The organism is Duganella sp. AC237 (assembly GCF_979254035.1).
The window spans coordinates 1,263,065-1,279,108 of sequence record NZ_CEEDEW010000003.1 but is presented as its reverse complement, the minus strand read 5'-3'; the positions used below and the strand labels follow the sequence as shown (position 1 = coordinate 1,279,108).

The following is a 16,044-nucleotide window of genomic DNA, read 5'->3' as shown; positions in this document are numbered from 1 at the left end:
CTTATCCCTTCATCTTCAAACGGGCCGTGCGCAAAATCTCCACGCACAGGTCTTCATAGCTGATGCCCGTCGCGCGCGCCGCCATCGGCACCAGCGAGTGCGTCGTCATGCCCGGCGAAGTGTTCACCTCCAGCAGGAACGGCTTCTGATCGCGCTCGCGCAGCAGCACGTCGACCCGTCCCCAGCCCTCGCAACCGAGCGCGCGGTATGCTTCCACGGCGATGCGCTGCATCTCGGCGGCCAGCGCGTCCGGCAGCACTGCGGGACAAACGTATTTGACGTCGTCGGTGAAGTACTTGTTCTGGTAGTCGTAATTACCGGCCGGCGCGATGATCTCGACGATCGGCAGCGGGCGCGCGTCGGCGCCGCCGCCGCCCAGCATCGCGACCGTGAACTCGCGGCCGGTGACGAATTCCTCCGCCAGCACCGAGTCGTCCAGCGCGGCGGCGATGTCGTAGGCGGCCTTGAATTCCCCGGCGGCGTTGACCTTGGTGATGCCGATGGTCGAGCCCTCGTGCGGCGGCTTGACGATCAGCGGCAGTCCCAGACCGGCGGCGATCTTGTCCAGATCCGATTTCGCGTCGAGCACCGCGTAGTTCGGCGTCGGCAGGCCGGCGGCCAGCCACACGATCTTGGTGGTGATCTTGTCCATGCCCACCGAGCTGGCCATCACGCCGCTGCCGGTGTACGGAATGCCCAGCAGTTCCAGCGCGCCCTGCAGGCTGCCGTCCTCGCCGTAGCGGCCGTGCAGCGCGATGAACACGCGGTCGAATTTTTCCGCCGCCAGTTCGGCCAGCGTGCGTTCGCCGGTGTCGAAGCCGTGGGCGTCGACACCCTTGCTTTGCAGCGCGGCCAGCACGCCGGTGCCGGACATCAGGGACACTTCGCGCTCGGCCGAGCGGCCGCCGAACAGCACGCCGACCTTGCCGAAAGTTTTTACATCAATAGAAGTAAGCTGGTTCACGATCAGACCTTTGGATAATTAGTCAGTTTCGCCGGGACGCCGCTGATCGAGCCTGCGCCCATGGTCATGACGACGTCGCCGTCGCGCACCACGTTCATGATGGTTTCCGGCATATCGCCGATCGCCTCTACAAAAATCGGTTCCGTCTTGCCGCGTGCGCGCAAGGCGTGCGCCAGCGCGCGGCCGTCGGCGGCCACGATAGGCGCTTCGCCGGCGGCGTAGACTTCGGCCAGCACCAGCACGTCGGGCGTGCCCAATACCTTGACGAAGTCCTCGAACAGGTCGCGCGTGCGGCTAAAGCGGTGCGGCTGGAAGGCCAGCACCAGGCGGCGGCCCGGATAGGCGGCGCGCGCGGCGCCGGTGGTTACTTCCATCTCCAGCGGGTGGTGGCCGAAGTCGTCCACCAGCGTGAAGCTGCCGCCGCCGGGAATCGCAACCTCGCCATACTTGGTGAAGCGGCGCCCGACGCCGGCGAAACCGGCCAGGCCGGCCTGGGTGGCGCTGTCCTCGATGCCGATCTCGCGGGCGATGGCGATCGCCGAGCAGGCGTTCTGCACGTTGTGCATGCCCGGCTGGTTCAGCACCACGTCCAGGTCCGGATAACCTTCCTGGATCACGGTGAAGTGCATCTCCACGCCGACGGCGCGGGCGTTCACGGCGCGCACTTCGGCGTCCTCGTGGAAGCCATAGGTGGTGACCGGCTTGGTCACATGCGGAATGATCGAGCGCACGTTGGCGTCGTCGATGCACAGCATGGCGCGGCCGTAGAACGGCAGGCGGTGCGTGAAGTGGACGAAGGCCTGCTTGAGCTTTTCGAAATCGTGCTCGTAGGTTTCCATGTGGTCGGCGTCGATGTTCGTGATTACTTCGATCATCGGCGTCAGGTTCAGGAACGATGCATCCGATTCATCGGCTTCCGCCACCAGATACTCACCGCTGCCCAGTTTGGCGTTGGCGCCGGCGGAAGTCAGGCGCCCGCCGATGACGAAGGTCGGATCCAGGCCGCCCTGCGCCAGCACCGACGCCACCAGGCTGGTGGTGGTGGTTTTGCCATGCGTGCCGGCGATGGCGATGCCGCGTTTAAGGCGCATCAACTCGCCCAGCATCACCGCGCGCGGGACGATCGGGATCTTGCGGCTGCGCGCCGCGACGATTTCAGGATTGTCCTGTTGTACAGCTGTCGAGGTCACGACGGCGTCGGCGTCGCCGATGTTTTCGGTCGCGTGGCCCTGGAACACTTTCGCGCCCATGTCCGCCAGGCGCTGGGTGACAGCGTTGCTGCCCAGGTCCGAGCCGGAGACGGTGTAGCCGAGCGTGAGCAGCACTTCGGCGATGCCGCTCATGCCGCTGCCGCCGATGCCGACGAAGTGTATGTTCTGTACTTTATGCTTCACTGCTTAACCTTTTGCCTGTTTCAGTTGTAATGCTGATTGTTCCAATACCTGCGCGATCGATTCGTTCGCATCGCGTTTGCCGACCTTGTGCGCCGCCGTCGCCATCGTCAGGCAGGCGTTGCGGGTCAGCGTTTCCAGCAGCGTCGCCACACTTTGCGCGCTCATTTCCGTCTGCGGCATGTGGATCGCCGCGTTCTGCTTCGCCATCCACTGCGCGTTGTCGCGCTGGTGGCTGGTGGTCGACGCCACCAGCGGCACCAGCACGCTGGCCACGCCGGCGGCGGTCAATTCCGACACGGTGATCGCGCCGGCGCGGCAAATCACCACGTCGGCGGCGCTGTACGCGCCGGCCATGTCGTCGATGAAGTCGACCACGTTGGCCTGCACGCCGGCCTGCGCGTACGACGCGCGCAGCGCATCGATGTTCTTCTTGCCCGACTGGTGCGTCACCAGCGGACGTTGATCGGCCGGGATCAGCGCCAGCGCCGCCGGCAGGTTGTCGTTGAGCGCCTTGGCGCCCAAGCTGCCGCCCACCACCAGGATTCGCAACGGACCTTCACGGCCGGCGAAACGCTGCGCCGGCGCCGGCATGTCCAGAATCTCCTTGCGCACCGGGTTACCGGTGACGACAGCCTTGTCGGCGGCCTTGCCGAAATCGGCCGGGAAGCCGAAGCACACGCGGTCCGCGAACGGCACCAGCGTCTTGTTCGACAACAGCAGCGCTGCGTCTGCGTTGACCAGCACCAGCGGCACGCCGCCCATGCGCGCCATCAAGCCGCCGGGCACCGTCACGTAGCCGCCCATGCCCAGCACCACGTCCGGTTTGCGGCTGCCGATGTAGCCACGGCAGGCGATGAACGCCTTGACCATCTTCAGGGCGCCGCCGAGCGAGTGCTTCAAGCCCTTGCCGCGCATGCCGGTGAAGTCGATGCTGTCCATCGCGATGCCGTGTTTCGGCACCAGTTCCTGCTCCATGCCGGTGGAGGTACCCAGCCAGGTCACCTCCCAGCCGCGCGCGCGCATCGTCTGCGCGATGGCCAGGCCGGGGAAAATGTGGCCGCCGGTGCCGGCCGCCATGATCATCAGCTTCTTCATATTCCCCGTCATAGTCTGCCACCACGCATCAGGACCCGGTTCTCGTAATCGATCCGGAGCAGGATCGCGAGTCCGACGCAGTTAATCACAACACCCGTGCCGCCATAGCTCATCAGCGGCAGGGTCAGGCCCTTGGTCGGCAGCAGGCCAAGGTTCACGCCCATGTTAATAAACGTCTGCACACCGATCCAGATGCCGATGCCCTTGGCCGTCAGGCCGGCAAAGGTCTGGTCGATGGCGATCGCCTGGCGGCCGATATCGAAGGCGCGCTTGACGATCCAGTAGAAGCAGCCGATCACCACCAGCACGCCCACCAGGCCCAGTTCCTCGCCGATCACCGCCATCAGGAAGTCGGTATGCGCCTCCGGCAGGTAGTGCAGCTTCTCGACGCTGCCGCCCAGGCCCACGCCGAAGATCTCCCCGCGACCGAAGGCGATCAATGAGTGGGTCAACTGGTAAGCCTTGTTCAAGGCGTTGTCCTCTTCCCACGGATTCAGGTAGGCGAAGTAGCGCTCGCGGCGGAACTTCGACAGCGCAATGATGGAGCCGAAGATCGCCACCAGCATGACGCCGATGCCGCCGAACCAGATGACGTTGATCCCGCCCAGGAACAGGATGCCCATGGCGATGCAGACGATCACGCCGAAGGCGCCCAGATCGGGTTCCAGCAGCAGCAAGAGGCCGACAAAGCCGACCGCCGCCGCCATCGGCATGAAACCCTTGGTCAGCTTGTGCATGTATTCCTGCTTGCGCACCGTGTAGTCGGCGGCGTACAGCACCGCCACGACCTTCATCAATTCCGACGGCTGAAGCTTGATCACCACCAGCGACAGCCAGCGGCGGCTGCCGTTGACGACGGAGCCGAGACCAGGAATCAGCACCATCACCAGCAGCACCAGGGTGGCGATGAACAGGTAGGGCGCGGCCTTCTGCAACGTCGATATGCGGGTGCGGAACACGAACAGGCCGATGATCAGCGAGACGACGACGAACATCGCCTGCCGCTGCAGGAAGTAGGTGTTCTGCCAGCGGATGTAGTTGGCGAACTTGGGCGAATCCGGCAGCGAGATCGAGGCCGAATACACCATCACCATCCCCAGCAGCATCAGCAACAGGGTGACCCAGACCAGCGGCTGGTCGTACTCCATCATCTTGGATTGCCGCGCGCGGCTGTCTATCGACGGTACCGTCGATTTCGCGCCAAAACGGAACGGCATCTGGAGCGCCATCAGATCTCCTGTCCGTTGTCGAGGGCGATATCGCGCACGGTGTCGATAAACACCTGGGCGCGATGCGCGTAGTTCTTGAACATGTCCATGCTGGCGCAGGCCGGCGACAGCAGCACGGCATCGCCGCCCTTGGCCAGTTCGCTGGCGCGCTTGACGGCCAACGGCAGGTCGGTGCCGCAATCAATCAATTCATAAGTCAACTGCGCGCCCGAAGCTTCCAGCGCGGCGCGCAGCAGCGGCGCGTCGCGGCCGATCAGCAGCACGGCGCGCGCGTAGCGCGACACCGGCTCTGCCAGCGGCCCGAAGTCCTGGCCCTTGCCGTCGCCGCCCATGATCACCAGCAGGCGCTGGTCGGCGCCGGTGAAGGCCTTGCCCAGGCCATTGAGCGCGGCCACGGTGGCGCCGACGTTGGTGCCCTTGCTGTCGTCGTAGTACTCGATCTCGTTGATCGCGCCGACCAGTTCCACCCGGTGCGGCTGGCCGCGATACTCGCGCAGGCCGTGCAGCAGCGGCGCCAAAGGCAGGTCGATGGCGCGGCACAGCGCCAGCGCGGCCAGCGCGTTTGCGGCGTTGTGCACGCCGCGAATCTGCAACGCGTCGGCGGGCATCAGGTTCTTGACCATGCATTCGACCGGTGGCGGCGGCGGATCGCTCTTCTTGCGTTTTTTCGGCTCGGCCTCTTCTTCCGACGGAATCGCCGTCGCCAGCCACAACACGCCACGCTCGCTGTTCAGGCCGAAATCGTCGCGCAAGACCGGCGCGTCGGTGCCGAAGGTGACGTTCTGACCGGTGGCGCTGGCCATGCGCATGACGGTGGCGTCCTCCCGATTGAGCACGCGCACGGTATCGGCCGCGAAGATGCGGTGCTTGGCGGCGGCGTAGGACGGCATGTCGCCGTGCCAGTCCAGATGGTCCTGGGTTACGTTCAGCACCGTGGCGGCATCCGCCTCCAGCGTGAAGGTGGTTTGCAGCTGGAAGCTGGACAGCTCCAGCACCCAAATCTCCGGTAACGCGTCTTCGTCGATCACCTGGCGCAGCACGTCCAGCGCCGCCGGGCTGATATTGCCGGCCACGCGCACGCTCTTGCCCGCGCGCTCGCACAGCTGGCCGACCAGGGTGGTGACGGTGGTCTTGCCGTTGGTGCCGGTGATGGCGATGATCTTCGGCGCGTAGGCGCGTTCCTTCTCCAGCGATTCGAGCGCCTGCGCGAACAGTTCGATCTCGCCCCAGACGGGAATGCCGGCGGCGCTTGCGGCCGGTCCGATCTCGGCCAGCTCGCGATACGGCGCCAGGCCGGGACTGACGGCGACGAAATCCACGCCCTCCAGTAGCGAGGCAGTGAACGAACCGGCGACGAATTCGACGTCGGCGATCGCCTCCTTCAGTGCTGGCAAACGCTCCGGCGACTCACGGGTATCGGCAACGCGCGGGCGCGCGCCGCTGCGGGCGAGCCACAGCGCCATCGCCAAGCCCGATTCTCCGAGCCCCAGTACCAGTGCGTTTTTGCCTTCGTAGATCATCAGCGCAGTTTCAAAGTAGAGAGTCCAACCAGCACCAGCATCATCGTGATAATCCAGAAGCGCACGACAACCTGAGTCTCTTTCCAGCCTTTTTGTTCAAAGTGGTGGTGCAAGGGCGCCATCAGGAACACGCGGCGGCCGACGCCGAAACGCTTCTTGGTGTACTTGAACCAGCCCACCTGCATAATCACCGACACCGTCTCGGCGACGAAGATACCGCCCATGATGAACAACACGATTTCCTGGCGCACGATCACGGCGATGGTGCCCAGCGCGCCGCCCAGGGCCAGCGCGCCGACGTCGCCCATGAACACTTGCGCCGGATGCGTGTTAAACCACAGGAAGGCCAGACCGGCGCCGGCCAGCGCGCCGCAGAAGATAATCAGTTCGCCCGCGCCGGGAATGTGCGGAATGAACAGGTACTTCGAATACGTCGCGCTGCCGGTCAGGTAAGCGAACAGGCCGAGCGCCGAACCGACCATAATCGTCGGCATGATCGCCAGGCCGTCCAGGCCATCGGTGAAGTTAACGGCGTTGCTGGTGCCGACGATGACACAATATGTCAATGCGATGAAACCCCACACGCCCAGCGGATAGCTGATGGTCTTCACGAACGGGACGATCAAGTCGGCCTTCGGCGGCAGATCCATCGAAAAGCCCGACTGCACCCAGGCGAAGAACAGTTCGAACACCTTGCCGGCATTGGGCGCCGACACCGAAAACGCCAGGTACAGCGCGGCGGCCAGGCCGACCAGCGACTGCCAGAAGTATTTTTCCGCAGAGCGCATGCCTTCCGGGTCCTGGCGCACCACCTTGCGGTAGTCGTCGACCCAGCCGACGGCACCGAAGCCCAAGGTGACGACCAGCACCGGCCAGATCAAACGGTTCGACAGGTCGCACCACAGCAGGGTCGAGACGCCGATGGCGATCAGGATCAACAAGCCGCCCATGGTCGGCGTCCCGTGTTTTTTCAGGTGGGTCTGCGGACCGTCGGTGCGTACGGCCTGGCCGTACTTCATCGCGGTCAGCATGCGGATCACGGCCGGACCGGCGCACAGGCCGATCAACAAGGCGGTGGCGGCGGCGAACACCGCGCGGAAGGTGATGAAGTTGAAGACCCGCAGGGGGCCGATCTCGTCCTGGAAAAACTGTGCGAGCCAGAGCAGCATGATTAGTGACTTTCCTTGTTAGCTTGTTGCGATCCAATCAAATGCTGCACGACCCGTTCCATTTTCATGAAGCGGGAGCCCTTGATTAATACGGTTGCATTCGGTGCGACGGCTGCCTCCACGGCAGCCAGCAAGTCGCCGAACTGTTCAAAATGGCGAATGGCGCCCCCCTTCATGTGGGATGCCAGTTCGCCGGTGGCCAGCACCTGTTCGATGCCTTTACTGTGCGCGTAAGCGCCTATCTCTTCGTGGAACTCGCGGCCCTGCGTGCCGACTTCGCCCATGTCGCCCAGCACCAGCACGCGCGGCGCGGCCGCTTTCGACAGCACGTCGATGGCGGCGCGCACCGAATCCGGGTTGGCGTTGTAGGTGTCGTCGATGACGACGGCGCCGTTGGCGGCGGCCTTCTTTTGCAGACGGCCACTAACCGGCGCGAAGGTGTCGAGTCCCAGCTTGATCTTTTCCAGCGCGATGCCGGCGGCGTAGGTGCATGCCACCGCGGCCAGCGCGTTGCGCACATTGTGTTCGCCCGCCGCCAGAAGGTTGACGAAGAACTGCTCCGGCTCGACGCCATCGGCGGAACGGATGGTGATGAACATCTCGCTGCCGAAGCCTCCGGCGCGGAAGGTGCAGCTCACTTCAGCGTCCTTGGTCAGGCCGAAACGGATCATGCGGCGACCGGCCGACAGTTCTTCCCAGATCGGTGTGAACTCGTCGCCATGCGGGAACACCGCCACGCCGTCGGCTGGCAGGCCGGCCAACACGGCGCCGTTCTCGCGCGCCACCGCTTCGACCGTGTGCATGAATTCCTGGTGTTCGCGCTGGGCGTTGTTGACCATGGCGATGGTCGGCTCGGCGATGGCGACCAGGCGGCCGATTTCGCCTGGATGGTTCATGCCCATCTCGATGACGGCCGACTGCTGCTTCGCTTCCATGCGGAACAGCGTCAGCGGCACGCCGATTTCGTTATTCAGGTTGCCGCGCGTGGCCAGGCGGCCTTCCTCGCCATGGGCGGCGGCCAGGATCGCCGCGATCATTTCCTTGACCGTGGTCTTGCCGTTGCTGCCGGTTACGCCGATGACAGGCATGGCGAACTGGCGGCGCCAGTGGTTGGCGATCTGCCCCAGTGCCGTCAAAGTATTTGGCACCACGATCGCAGGCAGTGAAAAACCTTCCGGCACTTCCTCGACTACGACTGCGGCGACGCCCTTCTCCGCGACCTGCGCGAGGAAGTTATGGGCGTCGAATACTTCGCCGCGCAAGGCCACGAACAAAGAACCTGCGGAGACATTGCGGCTGTCGGTCGACACGCCCGCAAATACAACTTCACCCGAATCGGCGGCGGCATTGACCAGCCGCGCGCCCGGGAGGGAAGGCAGAATCTGTGCGAGTGCTGCACGCATCAATTCGTCCTCATCATGGTTAAACGGGCCGACAACGCCAGCTGCGCGTGATCGACATCGGAGAATGGCAGTTTCTTGCCCTTGATTTCCTGGTACGGCTCATGGCCTTTGCCGGCCAACAGAATCACATCCGGCTTGGCGGCGTGCTTGATCGCCGACAGGATCGCGGCGGCGCGGTCGTCCAGCGTCTGCACCGTCGACGCCGGATTGTTCCGGTCCATGCCGGCGACGATCTGCTCGATGATCGAATGCGGGTCTTCGCTGCGCGGATTGTCGCTGGTGACCAGCACATGGTCGGCCATCTGCGCGATCTTGCCCATCTGCGGACGCTTGCCCGGATCGCGGTCGCCGCCGCAGCCGAACACGCACCACAGCTGGCCGCCACGGTCGCTCGCGACGGCGCGCAGCGCCGCCAGGGTTTTTTCCAGCGCGTCCGGGGTGTGCGCGTAGTCGATGACGATCATCGGCGCGTCCTGGCCGCCCACCTGCTGCATGCGGCCCGGGGCCGGCCGCAGCGCCTCGACCGCCTCGATGGCGGCGCGCAGGCCCAGGCCCTTGGCCAGCATCGCGCCCATCACGCCGAGCGCATTGCTGATGTTGAAGTGGCCGACCAGTTTCGTTTTGATCAGCGCTACGCCCAGCGCCGACTCCAGGTGGAATTCGGTGCCGGCGCTGCGGGTGCTGCGGAACTGGCTGGCGCGCAGCATCAGCACGCCGTCGATGTCAGGCTGCGTGGCGGCGCCGCGCAGGGTATAGCCGATCAGCGGAATGACGCCGGAAAGTGCGCCCGCCAATGGCGCCTTCGATTTCAGATGCGCGATCAGGCGCAGGCCCATCGGATCGTCCAGGTTGACGACGGCGGTCTTCAGGCCTGGCCAGTCGAACAGTTTGGTCTTGGCCGCTTCGTACGCCGCCATGTCGCCGTGGTAGTCCAGGTGGTCGCGGGTCAGGTTGGTGAACAGCGCGACGTCGAAATGCATGCCCGCCAGGCGGCCCTGTTCCAGACCGATCGACGACGCTTCGATCGCCAGCGACTTGGCGCCCTGGTCACGCAGGTCGGCCAGGGTGCGCGCCAGCAGCACCGCGTCCGGCGTCGTGTAGCCGGTGACGTCGTATTCGACTTCGCCGCGCGCGCGGAACACGCCCACGCCGAGGGTGCCGATGACCGCGGCCGGTTCGGCCCCGCGCGACAAGGCCTGCCCCAGCCACACCGCGCTGGAGGTCTTGCCGTTGGTGCCCGTGACGGCGACGGTGAACATCGCCTCATCCGGCTGCTGGTAATAAGCGTGGGCGATCAGGCCCGCATGCTGTTTCAGATTGTCGACGGTGATATACGGCACGCTCCAGCTGTCGTTCCAGGTGAAGCCGGCCGGGTCCACCACGACCAGTGCCGCGCCCTGCTCGATGGCGCCGTCGATGAAGCCACGGCCGTCCACGGCGTTTGCCGCGTCGGCTGCGAAAGCAAAAAACACATCGCCCAGCTTGATGCGGCGCGAGTCCGACGCAAGCTGCGCGCCAGGCGCCAGCTTGCGGATCGCCGCCGCGATGGCCACGAAATCGGCCGATGAATCGAAGTTAAAAGTCGTCACATGTTCCCCTGTGCTGCGGACTCTGGAATGATGATATGGGTCAGGTCGGAATCCGGCGCCACGTTCTTGGCGCGCAGGGCCTGCGCCGCCAGGGCGGAAAACACCGGACCGGCGACGTCGCCGCCGTATTTGAGCGGGCCGCTTGGTTCATCGATCATGACGGCGATAATGAAGCGCGGGTCCGACATCGGCGCCATGCCGACGAAGTTGCCGATGTATTTGGTATGCGAGTAGCGCCCGCCGATAAACTTCTGCGCGGTACCGGTCTTGCCGCCCACGCGGTAGCCAGGCACCTGCGCCTTGACGGCGGAGCCGCCCGGCAGCGTGACCATTTCCAGCATCTCGCGCATTTCGGCGGCGGTTTTCGGGCTGATGACCTGGGTGCCGTGCGGCGCCTCGTGCACCTTCTGGAACGACAGCGGAATGATGTCGCCGTCGCGCGCCAGCACCAGGTAGGCGCGCGCCAACTGGATCAGCGACACCGAGACACCCTGGCCAAAGCTCATGTTGGCGTGTTCGATCGGACGCCACGATTTGTAGGGCCTCAAGCGGCCGGCGACGGCGCCCGGGAAGCCCCATTTGGGCTGCTGCCCGAAACCGAGCTTGGTGTACATCTCCCACAGATCCTGTGGCGTCATCAACATGGCGATCTTGGTGGTGCCGATGTTGGACGACTTCTGGATGACGGTCTGCACGTCGATAGTGTGGTTGGCGTGGGTATCGTGGATCACGCGGTCGGCGATCACCATGGCGCCGTTACCGGTGTCGAACATGGTGTGCGGCGTGATTTTTTTCGCTTCCAGCGCCATCACCACCGGGAACGGCTTCATCGACGATCCCGGCTCGAAGGTGTCGGTCATCACGCGGTTGCGCAGCTGTTCGCCGGTCAGCTTGGAGCGGTCGTTCGGATTGTAGGTCGGGTAGTTGGCCAGCGCCAGCACCTCGCCGGTGTGCACGTCCAGCACCACGGCGGCGCCGGCCTTGGCGTTGAACTTCTCGACCGCTTCCTTGATCTGGGTGAAGGCGATGTACTGGATCTTGCTGTCGATCGACAGCGTCAGGTCCTTGCCGTCGTGCGGCTCGCGGATCGACTCGATGTCCTCGACGATGTGGCCCAGGCGGTCCTTGATCACGCGGCGGCTGCCCGGCTGGCCGACCAGCGTTTTCTGCTGCGCCAGTTCCATCGATTCCTGGCCCACGTCTTCGACGTTGGTGAAGCCCACCACGTGGGTCGTCACTTCGCCCTGCGGATAGAAGCGCTTGTATTCTTTACGGGTCTGCACGCCCTCGATGCCCAGCTTGACGATCTTGTCGGCCACGTCCTGCTCGACCTGGCGCTTCAGATAGACGAAGCCACGGTCCGAATCGAGTTTTTTCTGAAGCTCGGCGTTGCTCATGCCGAGCAGCTGCGCCAGTTGTTTCAGCTTGTCGGCCGGTGCGTTCTGCACGTCGTCCGGGATCGCCCAGATGGCCTTGACCGGCACCGACGATGCCAGCACCTGGCCATCGCGGTCGGTGATTTTGCCGCGCGTGGCCGGCAGGTCCAGCGTGCGCGCGTAGCGGATCTCGCCCTGCTTTTGCAGGAACTGGGTCGACACGCCCTGCAGCCACGCGGCGCGCGCGGCCAGCGCGAAGAAGGCGAAGAACAGCACGAACAGCACCACGCGCGAACGCCACACCGGCAGGCGCACCGCCAGCACGGGGTTCTTCGAGAACGGCACGCCCTTGGAGCGTGCCACGCGCGAGGTGTTCACGTTGGAGCCGCGGCTCATTTCGATCCTTCCGGCGTCAGGTACTGCGTGCGCGCGGCCGTCAGCGGCGTCATGGTCAGGTCGCGGCGCGCGATCTCCTCGATGCGCGCGTGCTTGCCCAGGGTCGACTGGTCGAGCTGCAGCTGCGCCCACTCGATATCGAGCTGGCGCGCCTTCGACTGCGAGCGTTCCAGTTCGATGAACAGGTGGCGCGCCTGGTACTGGGCGTTAACGACCGACAGGCCGCAGCCCACCAGCAGCGCCGCCAGCACCAGGTTGATCTTCCCGCTCATTGCGCCTCCGCCGGAATGGGAAGGCGGCGCGCCACCCGCATCACCGCCGAGCGGGAACGGGGATTGGCGTCGACTTCGGCGTCGGAGGGCTTCATCTTGAACAGCAGCTTGAGCTCCGGCTGCGGCAGATCGACCGCGCGGATCGGCAGGCGCCGGTCCGGTTGTTCGACGTTGGCCTTGGACGCGAAGAAGCGCTTGACCATGCGGTCTTCCAGCGAATGGAAGCTGATGATGGCGATGATGCCGCCCGGCGCCAGACTGGCGTAGGCCTGGTTTAAACCGACCTCGAGGTCTTCAAGCTCTTTATTGATGAAAATCCGGATAGCTTGAAATGTGCGGGTTGCCGGATCCTTGCCCTTTTCCCGAGTCTTGACCGCGCCTGCCACGATGCCGGCAAGCTGTCGTGTGGTTGAAATTGGTTCGACTGCCCGGCGAGCAACAATCGCCTTTGCAATCTGAAAAGCAAACCGTTCTTCCCCATATTCTTTGATCACCTTTTCCAGTGTCTGTTCGGTTTCTGTGGCGAGCCACGCCGCCGCCGACATGCCGCGCGTGGTATCCATGCGCATGTCGAGCGGACCATCGTTACGGAAGCTGAAGCCGCGCGCGGCGTCGTCCACCTGCGGCGACGAGATGCCCAGGTCGAGCAGGATGCCGTCGACCTGGCCCACGCCGCGTTCGGCCAGCGCCGCCGTCATCGTGGCAAAGCTGTCGTGGACGATCGTGAAGCGCGGATCGTCGATTTGTTCGGCGGTGGCGATGGCCTGCAAGTCCTTGTCGAAGGCGATCAGGCGCGCGTTGGCGCCCAGCTTCGACAGGATCAGGCGCGAATGGCCGCCGCGGCCGAACGTGCCGTCGACGTAGACGCCGTCGGCGCGCGCGCCGTCCAGCGCGAGGGCGTCGACCGCTTCGTCAAGCAGCACCGTGCGATGCTGAAATTCAGGCACCGATGTGGATGTCATCACGGGACCTTAGAAAGAGAAATTGGCGAGTACATCGGGGGTGCCGGCTTCAATCGCCTGCTGCTCTTTTTCCGCCTGCTTGGCGGCATCCCAGATTTCGAAGTGGGAGCCCATGCCCATCATCATGACTTCGCGCTCCAGGCCAACGGCGGCCCGCAGCTCCGGCGAAATCAGGATGCGGCCGGCCGTGTCCATTTCGACGTCGGTGGCGTAACCGAGGAATATCCGTTGCCACGCGCGCGCCTGCATCGGCCACTGGGCAATCTGTTGACGGTGTTGTTCCCACACCGGGCGGGGGAACAACATGACGCAGCCATCGGGGTGGCGGGTCAGGGTGAGGCGGCCTTCGCATTGGATCGAGAGCGCGTCACGATGCTTGGCGGGGATAGACATCCTGCCTTTTGCATCGAGATTGATTGCGGACGCGCCTTGAAACACGGGATTACCTTTTGACCTCAGTATGGTTAGCGGAGCATGAACGGCGACTTTCCAGTTTCATCTCCCCCGCCGCTAAGTCAGGACAAATTTCCCACAAAAAGACACTTTTTCACACAGATGCCCACTTTAGTGGATGGGAGAATAGCGGTCAAGCGCTTTCAGGCAAACGAAACAGGGATTTTCGTAATGAAATTAAGGACTTAGCGCAATTCCTTGAAGCCAGCTAGAAATAAAATAACTCGACAAATTAAGTACTTATCGAAGACTGTGAATGTGCTACCTCATCTACACACATGTGTATGCATGCACTAAAGCGGTGAAAATGAATTCCCAAAATAATTGAAATATTTACATATAGTTGCAAAGCGCCAACATTGACGTATCATATTGACAACTGGTCAATAGATCGCCCGATGGCGCTGAAAGTCGCGTGGTTTGATAGGGGAATGGTCGGATGTCGCGCCAGAAGCGCGATTACGGGGAGTATGAAACCTTTTAATAACTGCAACTTCGTTTTTGCTAATCAACAGCGGCCCGACCGCCGATATATTTTCGACAAGCAATTTGTATAGGCAAATTTTTGACTGCCGCACTGCACCAAAAACGTCATTATACGCCTGCGCCGGGAGACAATTCCAGCGCGAATTGCCGCAAAAACTGTCAACTTCCGTGACAAAAGCATAATTTATATTACTTACAGCTCAGGCCGCCCAACCCTTGGAGCGATCGACGGCGCGCGCCCAGCCTTCCATCAGCGCACCGCGCCGGTCGGCGCCCATGACGGGGTCGAAGCGGCGTTCGCAGGTCCATTGGGCGGCGACCTCCTCGCGGGTTTGCCAGAAGCCCACCGCCAGGCCGGCCAGGTGGGCGGCGCCCAGCGCCGTGGTCTCGGTCACGCGCGGACGCACCACCGGCACGCCCAGCAAATCGGCCTGGAACTGCATCAGCAGGTCATTGCGGGCGGCCCCGCCGTCGGCCCGCACCTCGGTCAGCGGAATGTCCCGGCTCGACGCCGCCACATCCTTCTGCATGGCGGCCATCAGCTCCGCGCTTTGATAGGCGATCGCCTCCAGCGCCGCGCGGGCGATGTGGGCGCGGTTGCTGCCCCGGCTCAGCCCCACCAGCGCGCCGCGCGCGTACGGGTCCCAGTGCGGCGCCCCCAGGCCGACGAAGGCCGGCACCATGAACACGCCGCCGCTGTCGGGCACACTGGCGGCCAGCGGCTCGACGTCGGACGATTTCTCGATGATGCCAAGGCCGTCGCGCAGCCACTGCACCGTAGCGCCGCCCATGAAGACGCTGCCCTCCATCAGATACTCGGTGGCGCCGTCGACCCGCCAGCCGACGGTGGTCAGCAGGCGGTTGTGCGACACCACGGGATGCTCGCCCAGCTGCATCAGCATGAAGCATCCGGTGCCATAGGTATTCTTGGCCATGCCCGGCGCGTGGCAGGCCTGGCCGAAGGTGGCGGCCTGCTGGTCGCCGGCGATGCCGGCCACCGCGATCGGCGCGCCGAACAGCGAGGCCTTGGTCATGCCGACTTCCTCGCTGGACGACACCACCTGCGGAAGCATCGACGCCGGAATATCGAACAGCTGCAGCAAATCATGGTCCCAGCGCATCAGGTGGATATTAAACAGCAGCGTGCGCGAGGCGTTGCCCACGTCCGTCACGTGGCGCCCAGTCAGCTTGTACACCAGCCAGCTGTCGACGGTGCCGAACGCCAGCCCGCCCTGGCGCGCCCGGTCGCGCGCGCCGGGCACGTGGTCGAGCAGCCATTTCAGTTTGGTGGCGGAGAAGTAGGAATCGAGTTCGAGGCCGGTGATGCCGGCGATGCGACCGGCCTTGCCGTCGGCGCGCAGCGCGTCGCAGGTATCCGCGGTGCGGCGGTCCTGCCAGACGATGGCCGGCGCGATCGGCTCGCCCGTCTTGCGGTCCCACACCAGGGTGGTCTCGCGCTGGTTGGCGATGCCGATGGCGAGGATCTGGCGGCTCTCGACTTGATTGTCGTGCAAGACCTTGCGGGCGACGGCCAACTGGCTGTTCCAGATGTCGTTGGGGTCGTGCTCGACCCAGCCGGGCTGCGGGAAATGCTGGGGATATTCGGCCGCCGCGCTGCCGCAGATCTGTCCCTGGTGGTCGAACAGGATGGCGCGCGAACTGGTGGTGCCTTGATCCAAGGCCAGTATGTATGTTTTCATCGGCACGTCCCCAGGTCGACGCGGTATGCGCGTCGG

At 64.2% G+C, this 16,044-nt stretch carries 13 protein-coding genes; all 13 read right to left on the bottom strand.

Going from position 1 to position 16,044, the window contains the following annotated elements; all coding sequences use genetic code 11:
- Nucleotide 1: 1 nt before the first annotated feature.
- Nucleotides 2-964, bottom strand: a complete 963-nt coding sequence (locus tag AC0IYS_RS06165; RefSeq protein ID WP_471704343.1) for a D-alanine--D-alanine ligase — start codon at nt 962-964, stop codon at nt 2-4.
- Nucleotides 965-966: 2 nt separating this feature from the next.
- On the bottom strand, nt 967-2,358 hold the full coding sequence (murC, locus tag AC0IYS_RS06160) for a UDP-N-acetylmuramate--L-alanine ligase (protein WP_471704342.1): 1,392 nt from the start codon (nt 2,356-2,358) through the stop codon (nt 967-969).
- 3 nt (nt 2,359-2,361) lie between these two features.
- Nucleotides 2,362-3,453, bottom strand: a complete 1,092-nt coding sequence (gene murG / locus AC0IYS_RS06155; protein ID WP_471704341.1) for an undecaprenyldiphospho-muramoylpentapeptide beta-N-acetylglucosaminyltransferase — start codon at nt 3,451-3,453, stop codon at nt 2,362-2,364.
- A gap of 8 nt (nt 3,454-3,461) precedes the next feature.
- Entirely contained in the window at nt 3,462-4,682 is a 1,221-nt protein-coding gene (gene ftsW, locus AC0IYS_RS06150) for a putative lipid II flippase FtsW (RefSeq protein ID WP_471704340.1), read from the bottom strand.
- The gene (gene murD, locus AC0IYS_RS06145) at nt 4,682-6,202 is read right to left on the bottom strand and encodes a UDP-N-acetylmuramoyl-L-alanine--D-glutamate ligase (protein ID WP_471704339.1); all 1,521 of its coding nucleotides are present in this window, start codon (nt 6,200-6,202) and stop codon (nt 4,682-4,684) included. Before murD ends, ftsW begins: the two co-directional genes overlap by 1 nt.
- Nucleotides 6,202-7,371 (bottom strand): phospho-N-acetylmuramoyl-pentapeptide-transferase, encoded by a 1,170-nt coding sequence (gene mraY / locus AC0IYS_RS06140; protein ID WP_090316561.1) that lies wholly within the window; start codon nt 7,369-7,371, stop codon nt 6,202-6,204. Before mraY ends, murD begins: the two co-directional genes overlap by 1 nt.
- A 2-nt stretch (nt 7,372-7,373) precedes the next feature.
- Nucleotides 7,374-8,774: a UDP-N-acetylmuramoyl-tripeptide--D-alanyl-D-alanine ligase gene (locus tag AC0IYS_RS06135; RefSeq protein WP_471704338.1), complete on the bottom strand. Its 1,401-nt coding sequence runs from the start codon at nt 8,772-8,774 to the stop codon at nt 7,374-7,376.
- Nucleotides 8,774-10,363: a UDP-N-acetylmuramoyl-L-alanyl-D-glutamate--2,6-diaminopimelate ligase gene (locus tag AC0IYS_RS06130; protein ID WP_471704337.1), complete on the bottom strand. Its 1,590-nt coding sequence runs from the start codon at nt 10,361-10,363 to the stop codon at nt 8,774-8,776. Before AC0IYS_RS06130 ends, AC0IYS_RS06135 begins: the two co-directional genes overlap by 1 nt.
- Nucleotides 10,360-12,135: a peptidoglycan D,D-transpeptidase FtsI family protein gene (locus tag AC0IYS_RS06125; protein WP_471704336.1), complete on the bottom strand. Its 1,776-nt coding sequence runs from the start codon at nt 12,133-12,135 to the stop codon at nt 10,360-10,362. Before AC0IYS_RS06125 ends, AC0IYS_RS06130 begins: the two co-directional genes overlap by 4 nt.
- The gene (gene ftsL, locus AC0IYS_RS06120) at nt 12,132-12,407 is read right to left on the bottom strand and encodes a cell division protein FtsL (RefSeq protein ID WP_471704335.1); all 276 of its coding nucleotides are present in this window, start codon (nt 12,405-12,407) and stop codon (nt 12,132-12,134) included. Before ftsL ends, AC0IYS_RS06125 begins: the two co-directional genes overlap by 4 nt.
- Nucleotides 12,404-13,369 carry a 16S rRNA (cytosine(1402)-N(4))-methyltransferase RsmH gene (rsmH, locus tag AC0IYS_RS06115; protein ID WP_471704334.1) on the bottom strand — a complete coding sequence of 322 codons (966 nt, stop codon included), beginning with the start codon at nt 13,367-13,369 and terminating at the stop codon, nt 12,404-12,406. Before rsmH ends, ftsL begins: the two co-directional genes overlap by 4 nt.
- A gap of 9 nt (nt 13,370-13,378) precedes the next feature.
- Nucleotides 13,379-13,807 (bottom strand): division/cell wall cluster transcriptional repressor MraZ, encoded by a 429-nt coding sequence (mraZ, locus tag AC0IYS_RS06110; protein WP_090316576.1) that lies wholly within the window; start codon nt 13,805-13,807, stop codon nt 13,379-13,381.
- 701 nt (nt 13,808-14,508) lie between these two features.
- Nucleotides 14,509-16,008 (bottom strand): glycerol kinase GlpK, encoded by a 1,500-nt coding sequence (glpK, locus tag AC0IYS_RS06105; RefSeq protein ID WP_471704333.1) that lies wholly within the window; start codon nt 16,006-16,008, stop codon nt 14,509-14,511.
- Nucleotides 16,009-16,044 lie beyond the last annotated feature (36 nt).

What these genes read in the sequence shown, in the direction of transcription:
- murG (WP_471704341.1), bottom strand. Translation starts at nt 3,453, where the DNA reads ATGAAGAAGCTGATGATCATGGCGGCCGGCACCGGCGGCCACATTTTC.
- ftsW (WP_471704340.1), bottom strand. Translation starts at nt 4,682, where the DNA reads ATGGCGCTCCAGATGCCGTTCCGTTTTGGCGCGAAATCGACGGTACCG.
- murD (WP_471704339.1), bottom strand. Translation starts at nt 6,202, where the DNA reads ATGATCTACGAAGGCAAAAACGCACTGGTACTGGGGCTCGGAGAATCG.
- mraY (WP_090316561.1), bottom strand. Translation starts at nt 7,371, where the DNA reads ATGCTGCTCTGGCTCGCACAGTTTTTCCAGGACGAGATCGGCCCCCTG.
- AC0IYS_RS06135 (WP_471704338.1), bottom strand. Translation starts at nt 8,774, where the DNA reads ATGCGTGCAGCACTCGCACAGATTCTGCCTTCCCTCCCGGGCGCGCGG.
- AC0IYS_RS06125 (WP_471704336.1), bottom strand. Translation starts at nt 12,135, where the DNA reads ATGAGCCGCGGCTCCAACGTGAACACCTCGCGCGTGGCACGCTCCAAG.
- ftsL (WP_471704335.1), bottom strand. Translation starts at nt 12,407, where the DNA reads ATGAGCGGGAAGATCAACCTGGTGCTGGCGGCGCTGCTGGTGGGCTGC.
- rsmH (WP_471704334.1), bottom strand. Translation starts at nt 13,369, where the DNA reads ATGACATCCACATCGGTGCCTGAATTTCAGCATCGCACGGTGCTGCTT.
- glpK (WP_471704333.1), bottom strand. Translation starts at nt 16,008, where the DNA reads ATGAAAACATACATACTGGCCTTGGATCAAGGCACCACCAGTTCGCGC.